Below are 17,947 nucleotides of genomic sequence, written 5' to 3' on the forward strand. Positions count from 1 at the left end.
AAAATGTTTTTTTATTTTTTTTAGGAATAGATGGTTTACAGGAATTAATAGACAGAATGACAACTTTGATCTATAGCTTATATTGAAAATTCCTCCAATCACAAGGCCATAGACTCTAACGTTCGTTTGGTCTATTATTAAGGCCGATCCGTCTATTCTGTAGATTTTGATCAATGTATTTACTTTGTTTTGTTTCAAAATCTCGAATATGGGAACTGAAAATTACAAGTTCAACTTAAAAAACACAACGAGCCTGCGGGCATTGAAACTGATAACCTGTTTTTTATTGGCAGCAGGGAGCGTGCAAGCCCAACAGCCCGCAGGCCCGCCATCAGGTGCCCCTATGGGTAATGGAACTATCTTCGGAACCGTAATAGACTCCCTGACTAAAAAGCCACTTGACTATTCGACAGTAAGCTTATTTAAAGCAGGTACAACTGCTCCAGTGAACGGTAGCCTGGCAGATCAGAAAGGGAGTTTCAAAATCACTGGTGTAGCCCCGGGAACTTATCGCGTCCAAATCGCTTTTATAGGTTATTCCACCAAAACAATTGACGGCGTTGTTTTAACGGGAGCCAAAACCGACAGAAACCTTGGGCACATTATCGTTTCGCCAAGCGCTAAGATGCTGGCTGATGTTCAGGTTACCGGGCAAAGAGCCCTGGTGGAGAACCACATTGACAAATTAGTTTTTAATGCAGAAAAAGATGTGACCAGTGCCGGCGGCAATGCTTCTGATATCCTGCGCAAAGTGCCCATGGTTTCGGTTGACATGGACGGCAATGTTTCCCTCCGCGGAAATCAGAACGTACGGATACTGATCAATGGCAAGCCTTCAGGAGCTTTGGTAACCAACGCGGGCGACGTTTTGAAATCCATGCCTTCCGATCAGATCAAGAATATTGAAGTGATAACGGCGCCCTCGGCTAAATACGATGCGGAAGGTTCGGCCGGCATCATCAATATTATTACCAAGAAGAAGGAGGTTGCCGGTGTAAGCGGCTCCATCAATATGGGTATAGGCACCCGTCAAAACAATGAGAGCGGAAATATCAATTTTAACAAAAATAAATTAAGCATTACAGCTAACCTTGGTTATAACGTTGGATGGCCGCAAACCACCTATCAATCCTTCAGCAGTCGAAATACCGAACTGGGTACATCATCCTCGTCAAACGGGCAAAGTACATCAAATCGTCATTTTACCAATGGCTCGGCATCTTTGGGATATGATTTTAATGATCAAAACACGTTTAACTCTACTTTTAGCCTTAGGGGAGGGGCATTTAAAAATAAAGGTAACTCGATAAATAGCAATAATTCTGCATCAGAGGGAAATATCGATTATACAGCCTTAACAAGCAACGAATTCAAAGTCTCCAACTTTGACTGGAATAACGATTTTACCCATAAGTTTAAAAAGGAAGGTGAAGAATTAAGCTTTGCTTTTCAATGGACACATGGTACATCAGATGTAAACTATCTGTCAGAATATTCTGCTTTTACCCAAAACCAGCGTGCGGTTAATAACGGTACCAATAATGAGTATACTTACCAGTTGGATTACGTACTACCGGTCAGCAAGGTATTTAAGCTGGAAACAGGTGCGAAAAGTATTTTAAGGAGGATCTCCAGCGAATACGATTTTTTTAATCCAGATGCTTCAGGCGCGTATGTATTTAATACGGCCACATCCAACACCTATAGTTACGACCAGGATGTGTACTCAGGCTACGGCTTGCTTACTGCAAATTTGAAAGATGGTTTTACTGTACAGGCAGGTGCCCGGTTAGAGAATACAAAAATTAATGGAAATTCGGGCAATGTCAGTGCCGGCCTGGCACCTTTTGATAATACGTATACCAACTTTATTCCAAGTTTTGTGATTTCAAAGGCTTTAACGCCTACCCAAACGCTGAAACTAAGCTATAGTAAGCGTATCCAACGGCCGAGCCTGCAATATTTAAACCCGTTTCTGAATACCAGCAACCCTCTCAACCAAACGCAGGGTAACCCGGAATTGTCGCCCGAAATTACGCAGACCGTGGAAATGACTTATTCTACCTTCATCAAAAGCAGTGTTATCAATGCCTCCGTCTATTATAGGAAGACCGATGATATTATTGAAAGCTATGTGCGTACGGTGCCTTACACCACGGTGGATAATAACGGGAACCCGGTTACCAGGGATGTTTCCCTCACCAATTACCTTAACGTGGGTAACAATAATTCCATTGGTGTAACCTTCTTTGGCTCAACAGAACTGTTCAAGGTCCTCACGATACGGGGCAACGTTAATGCGTTTACCTATAAACCGCAGGTGATCAGCAGCCTTCAGCAGGCAAGCCAGTCTACCTATGTTCAGTACAATGCCTTCATTAGCGGAACAGTAAAAATAAACAAGGCTTTGTCTGCCGAAACTTTTTTGATCCAGAACTCGGCAAGGAGAACTTTCCAGGGAACAAACCCCTCTTTCAATTTATGGGTGATAGGTTTGAAGCAGGATGTTTGGAAAAAACGCGGAACTATTGGTTTGAACATTACGCAGCCATTTAAGGATTATAAAGACTTTACCTCCAATATCAATAGCGGCCCGCTCAGTCAAAGCAGCAGGTTCTCAGTGCCGTTCAGATCTTTTGGCGTTAGCTTCGCCTATAACTTCGGTAAAATGAATTTTGGTCCGCAGATGCCTAAGAAGAAACGCGGCGTTAACAATGATGATTTAAAACAGGGCGACAGTAATGGGCAAGGGGCGCAAAATTGATAGACAATATTGAGGGTAAATTTTTGAGTAATTCCCTTATCACGGAAAATGATGGCTACATGGGCTATATTTCTAACGAACTGATCCCGGCAATAACAAACAATCTGACTAAAAAAATATTCGAAAACAGGAAAGGTACTACTGGTAGAGATTAAAGTGGAAAAGCAACAACTCCATAATTACCTGAACCTTGCGCCGGGCTCGGCGGGAAATGACATACCTGCCGGGATATTTAAAAATGATAAAGTAATCCTGATAAATATCCTGGACTGGTTTGTTTGATATGGTGATGCTATTTAAATGACTTAAAAGCCTCCGCAGCCTGGTTTAATTGCGCTGCGCTGTTAGTTTGCGGGCCATTATGTATGATGATCCGATACCTGAATGTTACCGATTCACCTTTCTTTAAAGTCAGGTTCTTTTCAGATTTGCCGTTGGTAAACACCTTTTCGCCCAGCGGATTGGCTGCAAACAGGCCGTAGCCACGGGCATGCCAAAAAGTAGGGTAATTTGGGTTTTGAGGATGATCAATAATAGTAACGCTTACCGAATCTGCTCCAATTTTACCATATACCTTGCACCATACACCGCGGGTGCTCCATGCGTCGTTACCTGTTTTGCCTTCGCTGGTGAGGTAAGTACCGTTAGCCACCTTATCGGTACCTCCTTTTACTATGGTTACATTTCCTTTATCGTCGGTAAATTTCTGATCGGCAGGATCAGGGATTTGCAGTTCATGGGCCAGGCGCAGGCCAAGCATGCCATCTTTGGCATCTTTAAAAAGAGCGTCCTTATCCGCAGTAAGCGTAGTTACACGGTCAATGATCCGTTCCTGGGCATTTCCGCTAAATTCAAAGCGGGTTTGCTCTTCCAGTATTACTTGTTTTTGCTGATCTGTCCAGTTTGCATGATAGGCCAGTATGCCTTTTGTCCCATCTTTTGTTTCCAAAATTTTGTCGGTGCGGATCCAGCCATAACTGCTCTTTTTAGCCGCAGGTATGGCATAGGAGTTATTCCAGAAATCCAGACCGTTCAGGTTTTCAAAGTTAAACCATAACCCTATGTGATGCGGGTGATCTGTAGGGTCGCCAGGCCGTGGGGCCAGCGGAAAGCCGCGGGTTACCAATGTGCCGTTTGCCGACCGCAAAGGATAAAGAACGGGTTTTTCTAAACTGTCCGGATACAGGAAACTGGTAAACGGTTTTCCACCTATCAGGATATCTATTTTATTATTTGTTGTTTTTACCAGCCTTACCGGTTCGGCTTTTTGAGCGTGCACTACAGGAAACAATAGCATATTTGCGGCAACGGCAAGTCCCAGTTTTTTTATGATCTTCATTGCTTGATGTAAGGTTAAAAAGGCTGTGCGCTGATGGGAAGGCACAGTCGATGTCAATAATGTTTGTGACCTATCCGGCTATTAATATTTAAAAACTTTTCCATTAGCCATTACCTCCTGGGTAGCTTCATCAAAAGTGGCCTTGTAGCCGGTATGAACAGCTGCATTGGTCATGATATTGGCTATCGAATGGCTGTAGCCGGCTTCAACCGGGGCGTTTGGCTGCTTACGGCTGCGCACGCATTCCATCCAGTTGCGTACGTGGTTTGAAGTAAGTATATCACCTCCGGTATTGGCTGATGCTACCACCTTTTCGGTATTAGCCAGGCTAATCTCGGGCAGCAGGTTTGCCTTCATATGCATGGCATCGGCCATTTTTTGAGTAAGACCTCCTTTTGGTGATACTGTATTGGTGATGAGGTTAAGCTCGCCGCCGTTTGAATAGTAAATTTCGGCCGGATGCTCATCACCATTGTGCATGCGTGAGCCAAACGTAACCTGGAAGCCGGTTGAAGGATCATTAAGCGGACCGTAATCAAAAGCGGCCAGTATGGTATCCCAGTTGCGGCGCCCATCTTTCCACATATAGATGCCGCCGTTGGCAACTACACTACGTGGGTGTTTTAAGCCCGTAAACCAGTGTACCGTATCAATCTGATGGCTCATCCACTGTCCGGGCAGTCCTGACGAATATGGCCAGAACAGGCGGTATTCAAGGTATTTACGCGGGTCGAAATCTTCATAAGGCCGGTTCATGATAAAACGTTTCCAGTCGGTATCCTGTTCCTTCAGCTGTCCCAATAACTCCGGTCGGCGCCAGCGGCCTGGTTGGTTCACATTCCAGGTAAGCTCAACCATGGTGATAGGGCCAAACTTGCCCGAACTGATAAATTCATTGGCCGCATGATAATTAGCGCCGCTTCTGCGCTGCGATCCAATTTGCACAATTTTGCCCGATTCCTTTACTGCCTTTAAGGCAGCCCGGTTATCTTCCATGGTTTCGGCAAATGGTTTTTCTACATAAGCATCGCAGCCGGCCTTCACAGCTTCAATAGCATGGCGTGCATGCTGGAAATCAGCAGTGCTGATGAATACAGCGTCCACACTTTTACTATCATATAATTCTTCATTATTGCGGTAAGCTTTTACATCGTGCTGCATTTTTTCTTTCCAGAGGGCAGAGCCTTCCTCACGTCGCTTGTTCCAGATATCAGATACGGCTACTACATCAAAGTTGAGTTCTTTATAATGGTTCATGAAACTGGGCACGTGCGAACTTTTGTGCCTGTCTGAAAAGCCTACCACCCCAACCCTGACCCGGTCATTGGCGCCAATGATACGTTTATAACTTTGTGCGCTCCAACTTTTGGGGGCAAGCATAATTCCGGCCCCGGCTAACGAGGCCTGCCTGATAAAGGTACGGCGTGATTTTTCCATGTAGTAAATAGTTTTATTTGCAGGTTGTTTTCTTCAAAATACGGGTACGTCAGGGGGCAGGTACTTGTATTTTTTGCTGATTAAAAGGTAAACTGGTTAAAGCCGGCGCTTATGCGTGGCTAAATCAAATATCGAAGAATAGAATTGAAAAGCAATAGCGTTTTTAAATGTTAATGTAACAATAATACTGTTTTTTGCAGATCAGATTTCCTTAAATAATGTCCTGGTTTAAAAATGTAACAGGTTAATATTTAATTAAGCAAATTGGTTAAGTAACCCTAATTTATAGTGATATAAGGTTTGGGGATAAAACCCTTAATTGATAATTGTTAAATCCTAAAGCGCCTTTCATTTTTCATGAAAGGCGCTTTTTTTAACTGAAAGTTGTTCGATACTTTCAGATTTTAATTTCAATATATTGATTAATAGAATGTTAGTTTTTACTTAGTTAGCTTTCATTTCGTTAACTAACTTTCTTTAGGGTTAGGTTCCCCTTTACCTGTAGTAATAAGATTGTGCAAACTTCCCGTAATATAACCGGTCCAGGCGTTTGAGCAAACCTCATAACATTCATGAGGTGGAACCAGGCCCTGGTGGGTGAAGCGGACTTGTGTTTTGTCGTCCTGTTCGGAAATTTCAAAGATCACTTTGGTGCCTTTCCACTCGGTTTGGTCTTTGGTGAAACTAAAATAGTTATCCAGTACAAGCCAAACCACTTTTTGGTTGGGGATCACTTCTGTTAATTTCATGGTACAGCGGTGAAGGTCCCTGGCTTTGTAGGTAAACTCGTCATTTAGCTTCTCTGTACCGCCTTTAACTTCTTCCGACCACCATCCGCGAACATTATTGATGGCATCATAAGCCTCTTTAGGGGTTTTATCTACCGAAATGGTTAATGTTAAATCGCGATCTGTCATTTTTTGTTTGTTTTATCGTTCATTAAAGCTCCCAGTTTGTCCAGTTTGTCGCCCCAGAATTTATCATAGTAGGCTAACCATTCATTAAGTTCTTTAAATCCGTCCTGTTTTAAAACACAATGCCTTTCTCTGCCGATGTCTTGTATAGAGATAAAACCGGCATTGTAAAGCACTTTGATATGCTTTGAAACGGCCGGCCTGCTCATATCAAAGTTCTCGGCCAGTGAGTTGATTGTACGACTATCTTTTGAAAGCAAGTGCAGGATCTGCCTCCTGCTCGGATCGGCAATTACCTGGAATACGTCAAGCCTGTGCTGTTCCATCTTTTTCTGCGTTTATGATCTGCAGCATTTTGTTGATAAGGACCAACCAGCCTTTTTCCATCGAGCTAAACATCAACGGGTTTACAGAGTCTGCAAAATCACGGTGTACCAGCAAAAGTTCGGTGCCATTATCTTTTTCGGTTAACATCCAGTTTACTGTCGAGTTGCTTAGTTCACCATTGCCCGGGCCGAATTTCCATGAATAAGAAAGTTTTTTGAAGGGGATAACCTCCAGGATCTTGCAATGAAAAATCCCGTCGAAATCCATTTCAGGCATAGGTTTGGCCTTGAGCTGAAATTCGTGACCCAGTATAGGTTTCAGATCACCGGGCATCAGCCATTGCGATATCAGTTCCTGATCGGTTAAAAATTCCCAAACCACTGCGGGTGGGTGCGGGTAAAATAATTGGTGCTGAATAATTTTTGCCATGATAGGTAACTTTTAAGTTACTCAAATATATATGTAACTTGTGAGTTACGCAAATTTATTTTTATTTTTATCTGGGATGCCTAAGAACCTTGTTAAGGTCGGGTTTTTTGAATGTAGAGACGCATCACATGCGTCTCCCGCACGCAAATTACGGTAAGCAAGCGCTGTTTAAAGGAAGCTTGCCCTATGGGAGACGCAATTATGCGTCTCTACGTAAAATGATTGGAGACTTTGTGTCTTAGGGGAGCTTTTCTATACGGGATGAGCGTTTTGATAAAAGATCACTCCAATTATTATCAAGGCTATTACAAACAGCACGGCCAGGATAATTTTAATGGCGCTTACCGGGCGCTGGCCGATAACTTCACCGGTACTGGCATTAACTGTAAATTGATAAATCTTGTTATTATAGTTATAAGCACTTACCCAAACCGGTAGCATCAGGTATTTTATAGCTTTATCAAGATATTGGGTATCGGTGCTGTCAATTCTTTGCTCGTCTCCGCCTATGTCGTCTCGTATGGCCGAATTTATCGCTCCAGCAGTTTGTTCAACTGCCTTATTAAAACCTTGTTCCGGGTCTAACTGGTAAGTTTCGGAACGGAAACCGCTCATATAACGTTCATCAAACTTAACCAGCATATTAAAATTCCAGGGGCCAAGTTTATCAAGCGTTTTTTCGGGTAATGATTTACTGGCGGGTACCATCAGGTCGCGGAAATCACATTCTACTCTTCCGGAGGCGTATGACCAATCGGTATGGCGTACCTGCCTGGTCTTGGTCTGCGTTTTTCCGTCAACAGTTTCCGTATAGGTTTCGGTGGTGTAATAATAATCGCCGCGCTCACCGCTGTAATCGGTTACAGTGTAAGTATCATAGGTCCAGTGGGGGAGATAAACACCTTTTAGTGCTGATGATACATCGCTCACCTTTTTAGCCAGGTCGTTTGGTGCCCACCAAAGGCTTTTAAGCCATTTTTTGAAAAAATCAACACCCTGTTGTTGGGTAACGGCAAATGGGAAAATATAATGAGGCGGCACATATTGCTGTCCGCTTTCAAGGTCCAAAACCAGGGGAGCTGTACAAAACGGGCATTTATCCGAGGTTACAAACTGATCGAGAATAGTTTGTGAGCCGCAGTTTTTACAATTCACTACCTTAAGATCGGCACTTTGTTTATTGTTATCAATACCGGCGACAAATTCCTCATAATCATAAGGTAGAATATCGCGGCTGTCGGGGGCACTTTCAATGGCGTTGCTCACGCCGCAGTAATCACACAACAAATTATGAGTGCCGGGATTAAAGTGCAGCAATGCTCCGCAGCCCGAACAATTTAAAGAATTGTTTATTGCTGACGGATTAACCTGGTTGTTCATCTCGGAAATATAGATTTAGGAATAGTTACAGATCAGGCTATCGGCGGCGGTACATTATTAAACAAATCTGCAATCTCTTCAACAGACGATGCAACCGCCCATGCAGCCATACCTTTTTTCCAAATCATGCTTTCCCTGCTTAACGTTCTGCTGGCGATCATAGCATTAATCTCATCGATAGTGTGCGGCCCGTCTGATTTTCCGTCCTTCACAATATGATATTGGATGCCTGGCTGGGGCGGCGGAGGCGGTACGTCACCACCGGTATTATTAGGAGTAACCTGATTTTGCTGAAAGATATTGCCAACCTGGCCCATCATCGCAGCGCCAACACCCAAACCCATACCGGCAGCTCCTAAGTTACCACCAATAGTATTTTCGGCAGATTTTTCAATAGCATTGGCAGCCTGGAATTGTGCATAAGCGCCGAGATTACCCAATATGCCCATTTCGCTGCGTTTATCCAGCACCTGCTCAACTTCGGGTGGCAGGGAGATATTTTCAACTAATAGTTTGGTTAGGTTTAAACCAAGCTCAGCGAAATCGGGTTGGATAGATTCTGTTATGAATTTGCCCATTTCGTTGTAGTTGGCTGTCAGGTCAAGCACGTTTATCTTTGATTCGGCTACGGCATCCATCCCCCGCGAAACAACCGTGTTCCGCAACTGCTCATTGATGTCGTCAATGATGAAATCGGGATTAGTGGCAGCGATTTCCTTAATAAATACTTTGGGGTCCAGAACCTTAAAGTTAAACGAACCAAATGCCCTCAGCCGTACCGGTCCAAATTCAGCATCGCGGATCATTACCGGGTTTTTGGTACCCCATTTTTGATTAGTGAACTGGCGCAGACTTACGAAGAAGATATCAACCTTAAACGGGCTTTCAAAGCCATATTTCCAGCTCATTAAGGTGGTTAACAAAGGCATGTTCTGAGTTTGCAACTCATAAGTACCGGGAGTAAATACATCGGCGATGCGTCCCTCGTTCATGAAAACAGCGGCCTGCGATTCGCGAACAATAAGTTTTGCACCCATCTTTATAGCATTATCATGGCGCGGAAATTTCCATACAAGTGTATTCTGGGTGGTATCAACCCACTCTATTACATCTATAAATTCGTTACGAAGGATATTGAACAGACCCATATTTTTTTGATATCAGGTTTAAATAATGATTAAATATGTGAAAAAAACAAATAGGTGAATGCGCCCACTGTTAATTATTTTATGCTTTTAAATCTGCATAAAATAAAAAACCGGACACAAATCAATTGACTAATGCCCGGCTCAAATGTTACAAATTCAAAAAATTAAGGGACTATTTTATCAAGCGGGGGGATATTGGTTTCCGCACCTGCGTATCCTTTGCTTTGGTTAATATGACCATTTACGTTCAGGTCAATCTCGCTTTGCGGGATAGGCCATAAAACGTGATATGGTGAAATGGTGAAGTGATTACCCGAATTGGTTACAACGTTAGGGTTTTTGTAAAAATCGTTCTTCTCCATTATCCTGTCGTAAAAGAAGTTGCTTGTTGAAAAATTAGCTACGTTATAGCTTTTTCCGTTATAAGCGGCGATTCCTGTTTGCGCAAAAATGAAAGCGATACGGGTAAGCTCGGTTTTACGTGGCTCCTCCCAATACAGTTCTCTCTGGCGTTCGTCAAGTATGGTGCCGATATTAACTTTGCCCGGATCTGTTAACAACTGTGCATTTGCACGTGCCCTTACTTTGTTGATATCATCCATAGCAAGTGCGGTTTGGCCTTTCCATACGTAGGCTTCGGCACGCAGCAGGTAGGTTTCGGCTAAGCGAACCAGTCGGTGTTGGTACCACGCGGCGGGCTCCACCATTTATCAAGCGCAATAGGGCCCGAGCCTATGAACACTTTGTAATGCGGCCAGCCAAACCAGGCGCGGATGGTATCTTTTGCACCATTCAGGAAGCGTTGCTTAACGTTAGCATCGGTATATTGCTCAAGATGCTTACCATACCATGCCGGATCGGAGGTTTTAATGGCCGGGCTATTGTAAACCAAATCGGTCATGTTCATCCAGTTACCGGGGGCGTGCCTTAAGTCGGTATTATCTGTCCATATGTATTTGGTAGCATAAGGCGTACCGCGTAAACGACCGATACCTCGGCCATACCATAAAGTAAGCGGGAATTCTTCTGTTACTTTATCTGAAATGCCCGGTTTCAGCGCTCCGGGGGTAAGGATAGTACCGTTATGCCACATCGGCACACAGTTCCTCATCACCTGCGATCCGTTTGGTGTAGCACCGTCAAGTGTTTCGCGGTCAAGCACTACATATAAAGCCTCGGCATTTGTTCCCAAAGCCTTGTTTTCGGGTCGGTGAAGGTCCCAGATGATGTTTTTTGAAGCATCGCCCGCAACTATACCAAAACGATTGGTCATGAGGTGATACGGGCCGTTGATGGCAACGTTGGCGGCTGCAATGGCATCATCAAATAAACCAAGTGCCAGATCAACTTTAGCTAAAAGGTGGGCAGCGCCGCCTTTGGAGATATCGCCTTTAGCATTTGCATCGGTAAGGTTAGCTACGGCGAACTCCAGGTCTGTTTTCATTTGCTTAAGGATAACGATACGTTGTGTGCTGAAGTAACCGGTGTTTACAGCAGTTTCTTCTTTCAGCAGCAATGGCACATCGCCAAACTCATGCACTAAACGATAGTAGCGGTAAGCACGATGAAATAAGGCTGTCGCTTTTACCAGGTTTTTATCGGCGTCTGAAGGCCATTTAATGTTATCCAGCCTCGATAAAATAACGTTACAGTCATGGATGCCCTGGTACCATGCGCTCCAATAGCGACCTATCTTGTTATAGTCGTCACTGTTTAGGTTGGCGGTAGGCGTGATACGCGCGTTCAAATCCTGTGCCGGCGTGGTTTTATCGGTAGTACCCTCAACGGCAGCATCGGTAAATATCGATTCGGTGAGCAACGGGGCCGAGTCGCCAAAGTATTCAAACCTAACGCTTACATTTAATGTAGCCAAAGCGGCTTTAAAAGCAGCAGGTGAAGTATAAGTTACGTCGGGTGTAAATTTTGAAGGTGCCTGCGGATACAGATCTGCCCGCTTGGTACAGCCACCGGTTATAAATATGGTTGCCGCTGTTAAAGCCGCAGCCATGATGTTTTTGTTTATCTTGTTCATGTATTAAATCCCTCCTTTAAAAAACTACGTTAAACCCGGCTGATAAATATCTTGGAGTAGGACCGCCGTTTTGCGGATCCCAAAGCGGCCAGCTTGAAAACACAGCTGCATTGCTTGCGTTCACAAATAATTTGGCGCTTGATATGCCCAGGCGTTTGATAAGCTGCGGACTGAAAGTGTAGCCGATAGAAGCGGTTTGCAGTCTTACAAACGAAGCTTTACGCCAAACGTTAATGGTTGTGCCTGATGAACCTGAGTTTAAGCGGGCGTAATCGTCAATCTCGTTATCAGGTGTCCAATAAGGTAATACGTATGAGTTCATACGGGCAAAGCCTACGCTGCCCGGATTGTTTAAAGCCTGGTTGTATTGCCTTAACTGACCAATGCTTGATACCAGCAGGAACGATACATCAAAATGTTTAAGGAAATTGAAATCATTACGTAACGACCAGCTGAAGCGTGGATTGGTTGAACCCAGAAATTGCTTATCATCGTTGGTGAATTTAAAATCGCCGTTTACATCCTGCAGTTTAAAATCACCGGGTTTAGCGCCGTATTTAGCTGCTTCAGTAGCATCTGCGGTTTTCCAAACACCCAGGATCCTGTAATCCCAAACAGCGTTTATATCGTGGCCAATGAACCAGCCGTTGCCGATATCGTCTTTTTCAACATTGGTGGTAACGCCGTTGGCATCGGTAACCGGGAATGCACCGTACAGGTGAACAATTTTGTTGCGGTTTAAGAAAAATGTTCCGCTGGCATTCCAGTTAAAGTTTTCGCTTTTAATGATCTTGCCATCCAATGAAATTTCAAACCCCTTGTTGTTAACCTGGCCTATGTTGGTGTATGGGTTGGAGTTGTTAGCCCCACCAACTAAATCGCCCGATGAGTTGTAGCCCTGCACATCTAGGATACTGCGTTTAACCAGCAGGTCGGTAGTTTTACGGTCATAAACATCTATCGAACCGCTAAGCCTGTTGTGCAATATGGTGAAATCCAAACCGATGTTAGGACCTACAGTGCGTTCCCATTTTAACTGGGCATTTTGCAGCGTGCTTACATAAATGCCGCTGTTGTTGGTTACAGTACCTGAATTGTTTGCTGTTGGATATTTGATACCACCCAATACAGCTAATGAGATAGATGGATCGGCAGTGGTTGTAGAGGTACGGTTACCGTTTGCACCGTAGCTGAAACGTAATTTACCATAGTCAAGCCATTTAAAAGCGTCACCTTTCATGAAGCTTTCATCGCTGAATACCCAGGCAATTGCTCCAGAAGGGTATACCTCGCGTGGATGCTGCAAGCCAAATGCAGAGAAACCGTCGCGGCGTACAGTGGCGGTAACAATGTACCTGCCCAACAAGGTGTAGTTGATCCTGCCCATGATGGCATCGGCATTATAAATTCGGTCATCGCTGCTTTCAACAGGTAAATTACCGGCGCCTATGTTGTGGTAACCCAAAATATCGGTTGGGGTTAACTGTGTGTTTGAAGCATTGGTATACCAGGTTTGGTATTTTTCTTTGTTAAGCAGGAAGGTTGCATCAAAGCTATGGATGCCAAATGTTTTGTTCCAGCTTAAAATATTATCAAGGTTGTACCTGTAGCGGTTTTCTTGCGAGCGTATAGCTGTACCTCCAGAAAGTTCATTAGGGTTAGCTACCGGGCGGAAAAAGAAGTTCCGGTACGATTCGATGGTTGGCGCATAATTCACCGTATACTTAATACCGAAAGGAAGATCCAAACGGGCAAAAAGTACCGAGAACAGCGTGTTTTGAACCGATACGTTTTGATTATAGCGGTTGCCGAGAAATGGGTTACGCTGGTTCAAACCGCTGTCATCGGTATCGATACGGCGTAATGAGCCATCGGCATTGTACACATCTCCATAAGGAGATGAGTTAATGATCTGCGTCCAGTCGGCTTCGGTAGCGTCAATACCCTGACCGCTTAGCGGGGTACTGGCAGCGCCTTCATCACGGCTTGCAAACTGTGCGTTTACACCCAGGGTTAAAAACTTAGCTGCCTTACCTTCCAGGTTTACGCGGAAACGTCCGTCGGTATACTGGCCGCCCTGGATCAGGTTCTGGTTTTTGGTATAGTTGCCCGATACATAATATTTAACGGTTTCTGAACTTCCCGAAAAGCTGCCGGTATAATCCTGGCGGAAGCCATTGCGGAAAATCAGTTTTGACCAGTCGGTCATTTTACCAGCCTGGTAGTTGGCAATCTCGTTAGGGAATAAGCCTAAACGTTGCAGCCAGATGGTAGTTGGATCGCCTTTGGCACCGTTGAGGAACTGGTCAAGCGTTACACCATCGGGCAGTTTGTTGGGGTTGCTGTAATAATAATAAGGATTTGAAGTATTGGAACTGCGGGCTCCGTCGGCACGCCAGTTAAGAAAGCCGTCGCCGGTGTAATATTTTTGATTTTGCAATAGTTGAGCGATACCAAAGTTGGCATTCAAGGTGATTTGGGTGCCGCCTTTTTTACCTTTTTTAGTGGTAATGGCTACAACGCCGCCTGCAGATTGAGCACCGTATACAGCAAGTGCGCTTGGGTCGCGCAGTACATCAACGCGGTCGATATCGTTAGGGTTGATATCAGCCAGCTGGCCGGGATAAATAACACCATCCAATACGATAACAGGCTGTACGTTGCCCGAAAGAGAGGCTTTACCCCTGATCTGCAGGTCGCCGGTACCGCCGCCTTTGGCTGAGGTATTCAATGCAACCGATATCCCCGGGATGTTACCCCTGATAATGTCTGTAGCACTGGCCGGGTGTTCATTTTCCAATTTCTCGGCCTTAACACTGCTGATGGCACCGGTAACATCTTTAACGGCACGTGTGCCGTAACCTATTACTACAACTTCTTCCAGCTGTTTGTTGGCATCGGCCAGTGTTACATCAATTGTTGTGCGTCCATTAACCGGCTGCTCTTGTGTGGCCGAACCCACAAAGCTGAAAACAAGTATAGCGTTGCCGTTGGCTGTGATAGAATAGATACCTTTTAAATCCGTAACGGTTACCGCACCTGTCGACTTGTTTTTTACAGTAGCGCCAGGTATTGGCAGACCCTGGCTGTCTTTAACAATACCTTTCACGGTAATGTCCTGTGCGAAGGACCGTGTTAGTATTGTTATAAGTAAAACGAAAATTAGCGTAATTTTTTTCTTCATAATTAATTGCTGTTTAATTGGTTAAGCAGCCCGTGGCTGCCGGAATGGGCTATAGGCAAACCTGGTTTACACCATAGCGGTGCAGGTAATAACTGCTGTGCAATCTTTACTTCATATAAGCGATTTGTTGGTTAAGCGTATTACTAATTGGTATTTGGTGGGAGTAAATTTAACGTGGAATAAACCAATAATGCAATAGGTTAATTGTATCTAAGTTATTGATTTTAAGATGATTAAATAAATTTTGATACGTTTTGATAACGAGAAACTCAAACGTTGAAGTGGCGTATTTACAGCAGGTTACACCCGGTTTGTTTTTGCAGCTGATACGCTTTGTGAACAAGAAAAAAAAGTGAAAATAATTTGAAAAATGATAATTTGAATGGGGACAGGCAGTGGTTAAAAGCTGCTTTATTATAATAAAAATGAAGTTTTCGCGCAGTGAGGACCTTCCGTAAGTCTGGGTTAACGCACAAAACTAATGGCAAACGGCTATTGTCGATTGATTGATCAGCGTGGGTTGAACCCCTCTGGGGTTCGTGCAGGAGGGGTGGATATTATTTCTACAAACCTTTTCCCCTCCGGGGGACTTTTATAATTTAATAAATAAATGTTAATTGAGATGTACTGAAGTACAGGTGAGAGGTGCAAAAGGTTTGTAGCTTTGCCCCAGGGGGGCAAAACAAGACATCTTGCTGATTGAACGACAAGTAATTTTCCGGATTAACTTAAATCTACAAGAGGCGCTGGTAGAATGTAAAAGAAAACATGAATCGCACAGTCCAACAAAACCATCACATCACCAACACTGTCCACCCTTGCTGATCATTCTTCTTTCGTGATTTTTTCTTTTCCTGCAATACTTTCTTTATACGGATGGCGTAAGTCCAGCAGGTGCTTTGACGGATATCGAGCTTTTCGGAAAGCTGGTGCGATGATATCGTGCCGTTAGTACTGTAAATAAGATAGGTTAGATAAAAAGCCTTGTTAATGGGGATCCGGCTGTTTTGAAATATGGTATTATGCAGGGCCGATTCTTCATAACTGCATTTGGTACAGCGGCGGCTGTGCGGCAGCCTGCCGGCACAATACGTTGTATTTGAGCAGCGGGTACAGATAAAACCATCTTTCCATTTTAAAGCCGACAGGAATTTAAAACAGGTTTCCTGATCGGGATACTTAGCGCTGAATTCTTCATAGCCCAGCTCGGTAGATAGCGCCCTTGATTCGGTGACCTTTTCAATATTCGTTTTTAGTTGAACATTATCTTTTTCAAGCAAAACATTCATTCTTAATATTTCCCCGGCCTGCTTTTCCAACTGCTCGTTGGCCCGTAACAATTCTTTGTTTTGGTTTTCGATGATCTGACTTTGTTGCCTCACCTCGTTTGATTTTTCAACGAGTTCATGCGTGCGGATTTCAACCTGGCGCTCCAATTCCTCATTTATCGAATCCTTCAACTGGCTGTTCAACCGCATTTGCCTTATGGTTTCTTCATGAGCTGCGTCCTTCTCTTTCCGCAGTATCCTTACCTGGTCGCCAATGGCAAATGACAATAGTACCATCTCAATAATAAAACAAAAGCTGAGGCTATAGTAGCTTATAGGAGCTGGTAAAAAGTAAGTATAACCAAGGGCGGTAAGAGCTTTAACTATAAAGCCCACAAACAAAATTGAGTAGGCCAGCACAAAAAAGCGGGCCGGCTTGTAGCCGTTTTTATAGATATACACACCGGTAGCAAAAGCCAGCGATAGGGGGATCACTTCAACAAACTTATATACAAACAACGAATTGTTGAAGATAAGACAGTACAGAAAATAGGTAGTGCGCAGTAATAACACATAATTGATTAGCCTGTTAAACTGCGGGGCTTTTGTTTTAACCTGCAATAACTCCTTGCTGAATATCAGGGCACAAATACTGGTAAAATATAGGGCAGTGCCGTTCCCGTAATTATTTAAAGTCGGCGCTCCCGGCCATAAATATTGGAACGCGATGCCATCGGCACTCATTTCGTAAAGGCCTACGCTTAAAATGTAAAATACGTAGTACAGGTATTGTTTCTTTTTAACCGCAAGGAACATAAGCAGGTTATGGAAACAAAAAATAAGGATCATGCCATAAAAAAGGCCGTAGGTTAAGTATTCGTTAAGCGCATAATGAATAAAGTAATCAATAGTACGGTAAACTATGATAACGTTCACCGCATTGTGCGATTTGATCCTGAAATAATAAGTATGATAACCAGGTTTGGTATCCCCGATCTGAAACTCAAAGTTTTTATGATGAAAAAGCCTGCTGTTGAAATTAAGGCTAGCGCCCGATTCACTTTTGATATAGTTACCTGTCGCATCAGGCATATAAGCCGTTACCTCATCGGTGGTTTGATCAAACAGCTCAATAATGCTGTTGTTGTTTACAGGTTCGCTAAAGTACATCCGTACGCGAAACCAGTAAGCAGAGTTTTTATAGTGATTGCTGGGGTAGTATGAGCTGTTTTCGGTAAAAGAGGAGCTCATTTCCTGTATATCCCGGAAAGTTAGCTTCCCGGTGCTATCCTGCAGGTATTTTACCTCGTTAAGGGTAAACTTATGTTGCTGAACGCTTTTATCAACCCTGAGTATATTTTGAGCACGAGAATTAAGTGCCCACAGGCTTAAATAAAAAATAAATAAATACTTAGTCAATGCAGGTAAATGTTTAATCAAATGTTTTTAATAAGCAGTGTAGCCTGCAATAATTACGCAATCATTTAAATGCATAATCATTGCATTCCCTATTTTTAAGGATGATGGGCTATATGTAATAAATGTTTTATTAAGAACAGGTTTATAATATCCCAAATATAATTAATTGTTAATTATTTGTCGTTAATGGCTGCGCTATTTTCTTTATGTTTTCTGATAAGCTTTTGATGGATTGTAATTCATGATGTACCAAAACAGGATAAAATTTGCGAATGAAAGCCTGCTACATTTTGATACCTTTGGCAA

13 protein-coding genes are annotated in these 17,947 nt (G+C 43.5%); 2 read left to right on the plus strand and 11 right to left on the minus strand.

Annotation, left to right across the window (positions count from 1 at the left end):
• The first annotated feature begins 208 nt into the window (after positions 1-208).
• Both DIU38_RS04195 and DIU38_RS34385 read left to right on the plus strand, forming a co-directional pair.
• Positions 209-2,764 carry an outer membrane beta-barrel family protein gene (locus tag DIU38_RS04195; protein WP_112654172.1) on the plus strand — a complete coding sequence of 852 codons (2,556 nt, stop codon included), beginning with the start codon at positions 209-211 and terminating at the stop codon, positions 2,762-2,764.
• Between the two features lie 156 nt (positions 2,765-2,920).
• Positions 2,921-3,046 (plus strand): hypothetical protein, encoded by a 126-nt coding sequence (locus DIU38_RS34385; protein ID WP_262714279.1) that lies wholly within the window; start codon positions 2,921-2,923, stop codon positions 3,044-3,046.
• Between the two features lie 10 nt (positions 3,047-3,056).
• Here DIU38_RS34385 and DIU38_RS04200 read toward each other — a convergent pair whose 3' ends face one another.
• The 11 genes from DIU38_RS04200 to DIU38_RS04245 all read right to left on the minus strand — a co-directional run bounded on the left by DIU38_RS04200 (position 3,057) and on the right by DIU38_RS04245 (position 17,641).
• Complete coding sequence (locus DIU38_RS04200) at positions 3,057-4,103, minus strand: DUF6807 domain-containing protein (protein WP_112654171.1); 1,047 nt, start codon at positions 4,101-4,103, stop codon at positions 3,057-3,059.
• 81 nt (positions 4,104-4,184) lie between these two features.
• Complete coding sequence (locus DIU38_RS04205) at positions 4,185-5,540, minus strand: Gfo/Idh/MocA family protein (RefSeq protein ID WP_112654170.1); 1,356 nt, start codon at positions 5,538-5,540, stop codon at positions 4,185-4,187.
• A gap of 467 nt (positions 5,541-6,007) precedes the next feature.
• Positions 6,008-6,457, minus strand: coding sequence for an SRPBCC family protein (locus tag DIU38_RS04210; RefSeq protein ID WP_112654169.1), 450 nt, complete (start codon positions 6,455-6,457; stop codon positions 6,008-6,010).
• A complete protein-coding gene (locus DIU38_RS04215; RefSeq protein WP_112654168.1) occupies positions 6,454-6,780 on the minus strand; it encodes an ArsR/SmtB family transcription factor in 327 nt (108 codons plus the stop codon). The genes DIU38_RS04210 and DIU38_RS04215 overlap by 4 nt, the downstream gene beginning before the upstream one ends.
• Positions 6,761-7,210, minus strand: coding sequence for an SRPBCC family protein (locus DIU38_RS04220; protein ID WP_112654167.1), 450 nt, complete (start codon positions 7,208-7,210; stop codon positions 6,761-6,763). The genes DIU38_RS04215 and DIU38_RS04220 overlap by 20 nt, the downstream gene beginning before the upstream one ends.
• A 252-nt stretch (positions 7,211-7,462) precedes the next feature.
• Positions 7,463-8,590, minus strand: a complete 1,128-nt coding sequence (locus tag DIU38_RS04225) for a zinc finger domain-containing protein (RefSeq protein ID WP_112654166.1) — start codon at positions 8,588-8,590, stop codon at positions 7,463-7,465.
• Positions 8,591-8,622: 32 nt separating this feature from the next.
• Positions 8,623-9,738, minus strand: coding sequence for an SPFH domain-containing protein (locus DIU38_RS04230; RefSeq protein ID WP_112654165.1), 1,116 nt, complete (start codon positions 9,736-9,738; stop codon positions 8,623-8,625).
• A gap of 164 nt (positions 9,739-9,902) precedes the next feature.
• The gene (locus DIU38_RS33775) at positions 9,903-10,445 is read right to left on the minus strand and encodes a RagB/SusD family nutrient uptake outer membrane protein (protein WP_243770819.1); all 543 of its coding nucleotides are present in this window, start codon (positions 10,443-10,445) and stop codon (positions 9,903-9,905) included.
• Positions 10,400-11,770 carry a RagB/SusD family nutrient uptake outer membrane protein gene (locus tag DIU38_RS04235; protein ID WP_243770818.1) on the minus strand — a complete coding sequence of 457 codons (1,371 nt, stop codon included), beginning with the start codon at positions 11,768-11,770 and terminating at the stop codon, positions 10,400-10,402. The genes DIU38_RS33775 and DIU38_RS04235 overlap by 46 nt, the downstream gene beginning before the upstream one ends.
• 16 nt (positions 11,771-11,786) lie before the next feature.
• Positions 11,787-14,954, minus strand: coding sequence for a SusC/RagA family TonB-linked outer membrane protein (locus tag DIU38_RS04240; protein ID WP_112654164.1), 3,168 nt, complete (start codon positions 14,952-14,954; stop codon positions 11,787-11,789).
• A 794-nt stretch (positions 14,955-15,748) separates the two neighbouring features.
• The gene (locus DIU38_RS04245) at positions 15,749-17,641 is read right to left on the minus strand and encodes a 7TM diverse intracellular signaling domain-containing protein (RefSeq protein WP_112654163.1); all 1,893 of its coding nucleotides are present in this window, start codon (positions 17,639-17,641) and stop codon (positions 15,749-15,751) included.
• Between the last annotated feature and the right edge of the window lie 306 nt (positions 17,642-17,947).

This window comes from Mucilaginibacter metallidurans, assembly GCF_003286435.2.
GTDB classification, from domain to species: domain Bacteria; phylum Bacteroidota; class Bacteroidia; order Sphingobacteriales; family Sphingobacteriaceae; genus Mucilaginibacter; species Mucilaginibacter gossypii.

Bases quoted from the DNA above. Each gene is read 5' to 3' on its own strand.
- DIU38_RS04230 (WP_112654165.1), bottom strand. From the start codon at position 9,738: ATGGGTCTGTTCAATATCCTTCGTAACGAATTTATAGATGTAATAGAG.
- DIU38_RS04205 (WP_112654170.1), bottom strand. From the start codon at position 5,540: ATGGAAAAATCACGCCGTACCTTTATCAGGCAGGCCTCGTTAGCCGGG.
- DIU38_RS04200 (WP_112654171.1), bottom strand. From the start codon at position 4,103: ATGAAGATCATAAAAAAACTGGGACTTGCCGTTGCCGCAAATATGCTA.
- DIU38_RS04210 (WP_112654169.1), bottom strand. From the start codon at position 6,457: ATGACAGATCGCGATTTAACATTAACCATTTCGGTAGATAAAACCCCT.
- DIU38_RS04235 (WP_243770818.1), bottom strand. From the start codon at position 11,770: ATGAACAAGATAAACAAAAACATCATGGCTGCGGCTTTAACAGCGGCA.
- DIU38_RS33775 (WP_243770819.1), bottom strand. From the start codon at position 10,445: ATGGTGGAGCCCGCCGCGTGGTACCAACACCGACTGGTTCGCTTAGCC.
- DIU38_RS04225 (WP_112654166.1), bottom strand. From the start codon at position 8,590: ATGAACAACCAGGTTAATCCGTCAGCAATAAACAATTCTTTAAATTGT.
- DIU38_RS04240 (WP_112654164.1), bottom strand. From the start codon at position 14,954: ATGAAGAAAAAAATTACGCTAATTTTCGTTTTACTTATAACAATACTA.
- DIU38_RS04215 (WP_112654168.1), bottom strand. From the start codon at position 6,780: ATGGAACAGCACAGGCTTGACGTATTCCAGGTAATTGCCGATCCGAGC.
- DIU38_RS04220 (WP_112654167.1), bottom strand. From the start codon at position 7,210: ATGGCAAAAATTATTCAGCACCAATTATTTTACCCGCACCCACCCGCA.
- DIU38_RS04195 (WP_112654172.1), top strand. From the start codon at position 209: ATGGGAACTGAAAATTACAAGTTCAACTTAAAAAACACAACGAGCCTG.